Below are 1071 nucleotides of genomic sequence, written 5' to 3' on the forward strand. Positions count from 1 at the left end.
GGTTGTAACGGCTTACTTACCTGTGGCGAGGGGGCTTGCCCCCGTTCGGCTGCGCAGCAGGCGCAATTCAGGCAACCGTTTTGTCAGAAATGCAGAGGGGCGCTTCGCACCCCAACGGGGGCAAGCCCTCTCACCACACAAGTCCCCTCTCCACAGCTTTACTGTCGTTCGTTAGACCGTTTCTGGCTTATGCGCCACAAACCGCATCATCCACTCTGCAACCGTAGMGCCATGATGCTCCTGCTCCAGGCTGGCCAAGCCTTCGGTGTAGATTTGCTCGCCCAGCGCTTGCTGACGGATGTCCAGCAGCGCGCGCGAATAATCGTGAATGAACTCCGGATGCCCCTGGAAGCACAGCACCTGATCATTGATGTGGTAAGCGGCGAACGGGCAGAAATCGCTGGATGCGATGACCGTGGCGTTTTCCGGTAGCGAGGTCACCTGATCCTGGTGGCTGATCAACAAGGTCAACTCTTCCCTGACCGGGCTCATCCACGGTGCCTTGGCCGCGAGTTTGTAGCGGTGGGTACCGACGCCCCAGCCTTGGGTTGCACGTTCGCTTTTGCCGCCCAGCAACAGCGCCAGCAACTGATGGCCGAAACACACGCCCAGCAGTTTGTCGCCGCGCTCGTAGCGGGTCAGCAGGTAGGTCCTGAGGATTTCGATCCACGGGTCGGTGCCGAAGGAATCGGCCTTGCTCCCGGTGACCAGATAAGCGTCGAAAGTCAGCTCATCACTTGGGTATTCGCCCTGCATCACGTTGTAGACCGTGAACTCGGCCGCGATCGGTTGCTGCGAGAACAGGTGCTTGAACATCTGCCCGTAGCCCTGATATTGCTCGACCAATTCTGGACGCAGGATGTCGGTTTCCAGAATGCAGATGCGTAACGACATAAAAAATACCTGACACGTGATGGGAATAATGCACACCTCAGAGCCTGCCTCGAAACACCGTTCCAAGGCAAGCCCTGCGAGGCGTCACCGGTCCCTTAAAACGCCTCCCCTTTAGCCGCTTTCTCCAGCAACAAGGCCGGCGGATTGAAGCGCTCGCCATACTGCGCGGCCAGGTAT

The 1071-nt window shown here is 58.5% G+C and carries 2 protein-coding genes; both read right to left on the reverse strand.

Annotation, left to right across the window (positions count from 1 at the left end; genetic code table 11):
- Positions 1-171: 171 nt before the first annotated feature.
- A complete protein-coding gene (locus AC1DRJ_RS29100) occupies positions 172-894 on the reverse strand; it encodes an amidotransferase (protein WP_477805172.1) in 723 nt (240 codons plus the stop codon).
- Between the two features lie 95 nt (positions 895-989).
- The coding region (locus AC1DRJ_RS29105) for a hypothetical protein (RefSeq protein WP_477805173.1) at positions 990-1071 on the reverse strand (82 nt) is incomplete at its 5' end.

Source organism: Pseudomonas sp. P5_B2 (genome assembly GCF_056400445.1).